The sequence below is a fragment of the Peribacillus sp. genome (assembly GCF_059453735.1).
This window is the reverse complement of sequence record NZ_JAZVJO010000352.1, coordinates 1-6,451: the sequence shown is the minus strand read 5'-3', so window position 1 is coordinate 6,451 and position 6,451 is coordinate 1. Positions and strand designations below refer to the sequence as shown.

The 6,451-nt window shown below is 37.9% G+C and carries 8 protein-coding genes; 2 read left to right on the top strand and 6 right to left on the bottom strand.

Annotation, left to right across the window (positions count from 1 at the left end):
• The 4 genes from AC52RT_RS11215 to AC52RT_RS11200 all read right to left on the bottom strand — a co-directional run.
• Positions 1-200: LLM class flavin-dependent oxidoreductase (locus tag AC52RT_RS11215; RefSeq protein ID WP_495540822.1), on the bottom strand; the 200-nt coding region annotated here is incomplete at its 3' end.
• 62 nt (positions 201-262) lie between these two features.
• On the bottom strand, positions 263-1,135 hold the full coding sequence (locus tag AC52RT_RS11210; RefSeq protein WP_495540821.1) for a YitT family protein: 873 nt from the start codon (positions 1,133-1,135) through the stop codon (positions 263-265).
• 256 nt (positions 1,136-1,391) lie between these two features.
• Positions 1,392-1,937 (bottom strand): ribonuclease FAU-1 family protein, encoded by a 546-nt coding sequence (locus AC52RT_RS11205; RefSeq protein WP_495540820.1) that lies wholly within the window; start codon positions 1,935-1,937, stop codon positions 1,392-1,394.
• Positions 1,938-2,080: 143 nt separating this feature from the next.
• Positions 2,081-2,422 (bottom strand): VOC family protein, encoded by a 342-nt coding sequence (locus tag AC52RT_RS11200; protein WP_495540819.1) that lies wholly within the window; start codon positions 2,420-2,422, stop codon positions 2,081-2,083.
• A 109-nt stretch (positions 2,423-2,531) separates the two neighbouring features.
• Here AC52RT_RS11200 and AC52RT_RS11195 point away from each other — a divergent pair, with 109 nt between their 5' ends.
• Positions 2,532-3,044, top strand: coding sequence for a TetR/AcrR family transcriptional regulator (locus tag AC52RT_RS11195; RefSeq protein WP_495540818.1), 513 nt, complete (start codon positions 2,532-2,534; stop codon positions 3,042-3,044).
• 253 nt (positions 3,045-3,297) lie between these two features.
• Here AC52RT_RS11195 and rlmD read toward each other — a convergent pair whose 3' ends face one another.
• Positions 3,298-4,677: a 23S rRNA (uracil(1939)-C(5))-methyltransferase RlmD gene (rlmD, locus tag AC52RT_RS11190; protein ID WP_495540817.1), complete on the bottom strand. Its 1,380-nt coding sequence runs from the start codon at positions 4,675-4,677 to the stop codon at positions 3,298-3,300.
• Complete coding sequence (locus AC52RT_RS11185; protein ID WP_495540816.1) at positions 4,674-5,558, bottom strand: DNA-3-methyladenine glycosylase family protein; 885 nt, start codon at positions 5,556-5,558, stop codon at positions 4,674-4,676. The genes rlmD and AC52RT_RS11185 overlap by 4 nt, the downstream gene beginning before the upstream one ends.
• A 489-nt stretch (positions 5,559-6,047) precedes the next feature.
• Between AC52RT_RS11185 and AC52RT_RS11180 the strand changes: the two genes are divergently transcribed.
• The gene (locus AC52RT_RS11180; RefSeq protein WP_495540815.1) at positions 6,048-6,269 is read left to right on the top strand and encodes a hypothetical protein; all 222 of its coding nucleotides are present in this window, start codon (positions 6,048-6,050) and stop codon (positions 6,267-6,269) included.
• The last annotated feature ends 182 nt before the right edge of the window (positions 6,270-6,451 follow it).

Below are 6,451 nucleotides of genomic sequence, written 5' to 3'. Positions count from 1 at the left end.
GCTGCGGCCAAAACAACCGCTGGTGATGAGGCTGCGTAATCCCTCCGATGATGCTCGCCGACCCCATAGACGTCCAACCCGACCTCGTCTGCTAACACAATTTCCTCCACGACTTCTCGTATACGCTCTGCATGACTGATTACCTTACCAGTCTTCACATCCGGAGTTGTCTCCACAAATGTTGTTAATCCTATTTCCATATTCATTTCCCCCTAATTTTTAAAAAGACGGCACTCCTAGTAAGAGTACCGTCCTATATTTTTTAGTGAATATCCTTCTTCTTAAAACTACCGCCTTTAACTTCTGCTACGTCATATACCGTAACAAAAGCGTTTGGGTCAATCTCGTTAATAATTTCTTTAATTTTACTTTCTTCCAGACGGTTAATAATACAAGTAATCTCTTTAAATTGTTCATTTGAATACCCGCCATAAGCATCATTGTAGGTAGCTCCACGCCCTAACCGATCGCGGATTGTTTCTACCATCAACTCAGGTTGTTTGGTAATAATTTTAAAGGTTTTAGAACCGCTCAAACCTTCTTCGACAATATGTATGACCTTAGAAGCAATAAAGTAGGCAATTGCAGAAAGAATAGCCCCTTGAAGCCCGAACACGGTTGAAACAACAATAAATACAAACATATTTAAAAATAATATTAAATCACTGGTTCCAAAAGGTAATTTTCTTGAAAGTAATACAGCTAACATATCAATCCCATCTAACGCACCGCCATTACGCAATGCTAACCCCATACCAAATCCGATGATAATACCTCCGACAACGGTAATTAACAATGTATCACCTTCAATAATCGTTGGAACATGATGCATAACAATCGTACCAACTGCTAATGAAGCAATACCAATAACGGAATAAATAGCAAAACTTTTACCAATTTGCTTATACCCTAACCAAACAAAAGGGATATTAATGACTCCAATTAGAAGTGCTAACGGTAATCCAAATAGTTCTGAACCTACAATACTTAACCCTGTCACACCGCCATCTGATACGTTATTTGGGATTAAGACCGCTTCTAATCCATAAGCTGTGATCATGGCGCCGATAATAATTAATAATACTTTTGAAGATACCTTCAGTAATTTTGATTTTTGTTTTGTTTTTTCATTCATTTGTTTTCTCCATTTCACAAAAAATTTTAAAGAATCTATCCAGTTTTCACTTCACTATAATAAAGTATAGCTTATCCTATTAGAGAACTAAATACAAAGGTACCGTATAAAACCAATCCGTACACAATGTAAGTACAAAACCCGATATCTTTCTTCTTTTTCATCTCACTAACTACACACTTATCATTGAATTAAAACAAACGATCAACGCTGTCTCGTGAAAGGTGTTTCATGTTGAAAACTATCAGAGACGATTCTAGAAGATTAATTTCTTTATTAGAGACTTTTTATGAATCTCTGCCAATTCAACTAAACCAAATTTTCTATTCTGAATTAATTCTACTAACTTATTCGTTTCTTCCCACGCCAAATTATATAACTCCTCGGTAATAGTACCAGTAATAAGGGCTTCTTCAAGTTCATCTTCGTCTAACAGAATCATATCTCCCTTAGGTAAGATAACAATATCTAAAAATAAGTCATCTAACCATGGAATGTTATTTTCAAACCCAGTCTTATGGCAGATATCAATATACCATTGTACTATCTTACCTTTAGCGTTAAACATAGTGGTTAATGAATGTTGTTTACCTATTGGAAAATGTTGAACCCATATAAAATCATCATCAACAATACAAATTTTCTCGTCTCCATATTCTACATTTAATGGCGCAGTAACTTTATTTATTTTTAGTAAAGTAACATAACCCTTGAATATTTCTGTATCAATAAATGATTGTACGTACTCTCTATCAGTTACACGTTTCCATTCCGAACGATTTCCATATCTTCGTTTTAACATCTCCATCCTCCTAAATAAACATAACCGCGATTTTACTTTAACATAGCAATATAATCTATGTGTTTTCTATGCTGAAGGTCAACCAAGAATTATAAGAAAAAAAAGAACCCTACTAAAGGTTCTTTTAACTTTTATATCAAATTTTACTTCTCTTTAGTAAAGTCAAGAATTCTTAAAAGATTACCCGAGTTATCTTTATAAATAGCATACCGGCCTGGCGGTATATCGATAGGTTCTTTTACAAATTCCAATACCTCTTTATTTTCTTTAAAAAAGCTGTCAACACTATCCACCAAAAATATTCCGCCGGCTGACAATTCTTGTTCATCATCCTCAATCATTAATCTGATATCAGAATTAGGCAAACTTAAAGCAACTGTGTGCTCTCCTTCCCTCCACGCTTCCTCAAAACCAAGAGTATCACGATAAAAGGCAAGAGACTCTTTCAAATTTTTTACTGGATGATATAAAAACACTAATTTCATACCCTATTCCCCCTTAAATAATTACGTAATTCAATTATGTAAGGCATAAGATGATTATGTATAGCATAGTTCTTTTACTAAATTATGTCAATGTGTTAAAATAAATTTTATGAAAGAATGGATACCAATACCAGGAACAAGTAAAGATACATTAATCAAAGTTGCACTAGAAGAATTTAGTCTGAAAGGTTACAAAGAGGTTAATATTACTGAATTGGCAAAGAAGGCTAAAATGACTACTGGCGCAGTCTATCATCATTTTGGTTCAAAATCTAACCTTTATGAAGTAATAAGAACGGATATGGAACAACGAGTAATTGATAGAATGGAGGGAGCCGCTTCTTTATTTGCTGAACCAGAAGAAGCTGTAAAAGCTGCGCTAATCACTGGTTTAGACTCCGCTGTGAAATTTAACATTTGTAAGTTAATCAGCGAAGAATTACCCTATGAGAAGACAGATAAAATAGGGGAATTTCTATCTAATTTGATTAAAGAAGATCAAGAACTTCCAATTGAGATACTCTTAATTTCCTCTTGGCGTTCTATTCTTAAGGAAATAAATTCGAATCAACTTTCTCTTCAACAAGGGAAAAAATTAATTAACTGGATATTTAAAAAGTGATAATGATTTCATTATCTCTTTTTGACGCTATCACCTAAACGAATCGTCAGCAGTAATTTAAATGCAGGACCAGAATTAATGGATGCATTGCGCATAGAAAAGTGGGCTGTTGTTAAATTCTCCTTACAATGATTTGGGTTAATCAGAAACCAAGACAGTAACAGCTCCTATCGGAAGTACTACCTGCTGCATTTATTAATCAGAAAAAGCACCAAATTCAGTCTGACTGAATTTGGTGCTTTAATTATTTACTTTATTTCAATGTTAATTTCGTAACCACTTCAACATGAGAAGTCTGCGGGAACATATCTACAGGCTGCATGTACTCTACTTGATAAAACTTGTTCAAAATATTAATATCCTTGGCGAGTGTTGATGGATTGCAGGATACGTAAACTATTTTCTTTGGTTTTGCTTTTAGGATGGTTTTTAGCAAGCCATCATCGCAGCCTGTGCGTGGTGGATCGACAACAATCACGTCTGCTTCAAAGCCATCTTCAATCCAGCGTGGCAGGACTTCTTCTGCTTTGCCGACTTCGAATGAGATGTTTGCGCGATCGTGACGAATCGCATTTTCTTTGGCATCTTCAATCGAATCTTCAATCGTGTCCATGCCGCGGACTTCTTCTGCATCTTCTGATAGCCAAAGACCAATGCTTCCAACGCCGCAATAGGCATCAACCACTTTTTCCGTTCCAGTGAGTGCTGACGCCTTTTTCACTTCGTCGTAAAGCTTAACCGTTTGGATTGGGTTGAGCTGGAAGAAGGTACGAGCTGATAACTCATAAGAAAGGTCACCAAGTGTTTCATTAATCACCTGTTCTCCAGCTAGGTGAATCGTTTCCTTACCAAAGATAAGTGACGTATCTTCGTTGTTTATATTTTGGACAATCGATTTAACCTCTGGAAGCTGTCCATGAATTAATTCAATGATTCGATCCTTTTTCGGTAATTCTGATGTGCTGGTAACGAAGACCACTTGTACTTCTCTGCTTTCGAAACCGACACGAGTGATCACTGTGCGGACAGCACCTTTTTTCGTTTTTTCATTATAAATCGAAATGCCTTCATTTTTAAGAATTTTTTTAATGATTCGTGTCACTTTATTGCTGGCTTTATGCTGCACCAAACAGTTCGGGATATCGATTAGGTTATGAGAATTTATTCCGTATAGGCCGGCGATGATGTTTCCATCGCGGAATCCTACTTGATATTGACTTTTATTCCGGTAATTCCAAGGATCTTCCATACCGATGGTCGGACGGATTTCGACTTGGTCAGCTGTACGGCTTGAGTGACGTTCCATTGCTTGCAGAACAAGATCACGCTTTTCAACAAGCTGTTGGCTGTAGTCTAAATGCTGAAGCTGACACCCTCCGCACTGCTCATATATTGGGCAAGGCGCTGAGACCCGGTGAACAGATTCTTTTCGAATATTTTTAATTTTAGCTTCTGTGAATTTCGGATGAAGCTTGGTTGCTTCTACAACCACTTCCTCGCCTGGAAGTGCGCCAGGTACGAAAACCACGCTCTTTTTAAAAAAGCCTACGCCTTCACCATTAATGCCCAGGCGTTTTATCGTTACTGGAAATGTTTGTCCCAGTTCGAGTTTGATGTCTTCTGAATTTGTCATTTCTTATCACTCCGTTTTTCAATGCTTCTCCATAAATAAAGAGACGCATAACTTAGGTATGGAGACCAGCTTACACTGTATTTCTCCATTTCCTCCTGTGTTGGTTTTTGCGGCAGTCCAAACAACTGCTTTATTGCGTTTTGAATCCCGATATCTGCTTTAGGAAACAGATTTGGACGGCCGACTCCAAACAATAAAAAGTTTTCTGCAGTCCATTTTCCGATGCCGCGAATCTTTATCAATGTCTCGATAATTTCTTGATCCGATTTCTGCGCAAGCTGTTCCAGATCAAGACGGCCCGCCATGATTTCCTGAGATAGCCCAATAACATATTCTGCTTTTCGTCCACTGAACTGAATGCCTCGCAGCTCTTCAACAGTCAGATTTGCTGCTGTTTCTGGTGATGGATAAAACCAGGCTCCATCGAGCTCAAAGCCGAAAGTTTTCACATAGCGTTCAGTCAAGGTATGTGCAAAGGCCAAATTTAGCTGCTGATGGACGATGCACTTTACGAGACAGCTGTAGTAATCAAAGTCAAGTACAATCGGAGTGCCGCGATGGTCTGTAAATAACCCCTTTAAATCCGTATTTTCAAAATGGGTCGAAATGTCCTGCAGCGGCTGATGGAAATGAAAGACCTTTTTTACTCGGTTCAATCCTTGTTCCATTTGCTCCTCTGTGTTCCCGCTGATCGTAAATATAGGGTCATCCGTACTTCCTTCAGCTTTCACGGTTAAAACTACTGGCTTTTTTTTTATATATAACGGAACCTTTACAGTCCGTTCTTCTCTGTTGATTACATGAAGGGGATCGAGCGCCAAACGCTCTACTACTAAATCGAAATCATAAGGCGGTTGAACCCTGATTGTTTTCGTCCACATAGTATTCCTGCCTTTAACAGTTTTCCCCGTATTATATCATGTTTCCTCTATAATTACTTCCCAATACGCTGGACAACACAATCCTATTTAGTTATTCCAACATTTAAAATATTTAAGTATAATTAACCTTTCAAAATCCGATATTCGCTCCCGATGCTGATTTTCTATTTGGTTCGGACCGAAAAGGTGTAAATATGTATAGTGCACCTATTATTGGTACCCGTTATACCATATTGACTGTTTTAAGCATAGTAGTCTGGCATTTTTACTCGCACTCGTACTAGGGACAGGGGCTGCTCTTAAACGGAGAATTCTATCCCGCTTCTCTTTTTTGCCATCTTCTTTGACACCATCCCTTATATTTTCCTCACACCGCTTCTACTACCTTGGTGGGATCATCATTGTGATTGAAACAGGGAAATTAGCTGTATTTGTAAGAAAAAGCATTCTATTATCCAAACGACCGACTATTTTCAATCGGGAGTGCTCATGGGAACCGATTTTGGGGATTGTTTAAATGGTATTGCTGGCCAACTTTTTTCTCACAATGGCTCTCCCACTTTTTTCAGCCATGTCGGCAGTATCCTGTTTCTACTCGACCAGCTAGGGATTTTCAATATTTTCTTAGCCCAAGCCATGATTCCAATCGGAGGAGTTCCTGGGGGACTTGCTACTTATGAATTCCAAAATACATTACCCTTTTTATTTTGACATTGGTCCAGCCACATGAATTTCACTATCAACAGCACCGATGCTCTCCTTCCATGCTCTTTTAGATGGAATCCGAAGGCATTACGTAAATCAACTTCCAAAAGGGCAGCCAAAATTACATGCATTTATAGAAAAACAAGCTCAGAAATGGCGAAAGCCAGCCTGAGCTTGTTTTTCTATAT

Coding starts and splice junctions, on each gene's coding strand:
- AC52RT_RS11180 (WP_495540815.1), top strand. CDS start 6,048: ATGGGAACCGATTTTGGGGATTGTTTAAATGGTATTGCTGGCCAACTT.
- AC52RT_RS11210 (WP_495540821.1), bottom strand. CDS start 1,135: ATGAATGAAAAAACAAAACAAAAATCAAAATTACTGAAGGTATCTTCA.
- AC52RT_RS11200 (WP_495540819.1), bottom strand. CDS start 2,422: ATGAAATTAGTGTTTTTATATCATCCAGTAAAAAATTTGAAAGAGTCT.
- AC52RT_RS11195 (WP_495540818.1), top strand. CDS start 2,532: ATGAAAGAATGGATACCAATACCAGGAACAAGTAAAGATACATTAATC.
- rlmD (WP_495540817.1), bottom strand. CDS start 4,677: ATGACAAATTCAGAAGACATCAAACTCGAACTGGGACAAACATTTCCA.
- AC52RT_RS11205 (WP_495540820.1), bottom strand. CDS start 1,937: ATGTTAAAACGAAGATATGGAAATCGTTCGGAATGGAAACGTGTAACT.
- AC52RT_RS11185 (WP_495540816.1), bottom strand. CDS start 5,558: ATGTGGACGAAAACAATCAGGGTTCAACCGCCTTATGATTTCGATTTA.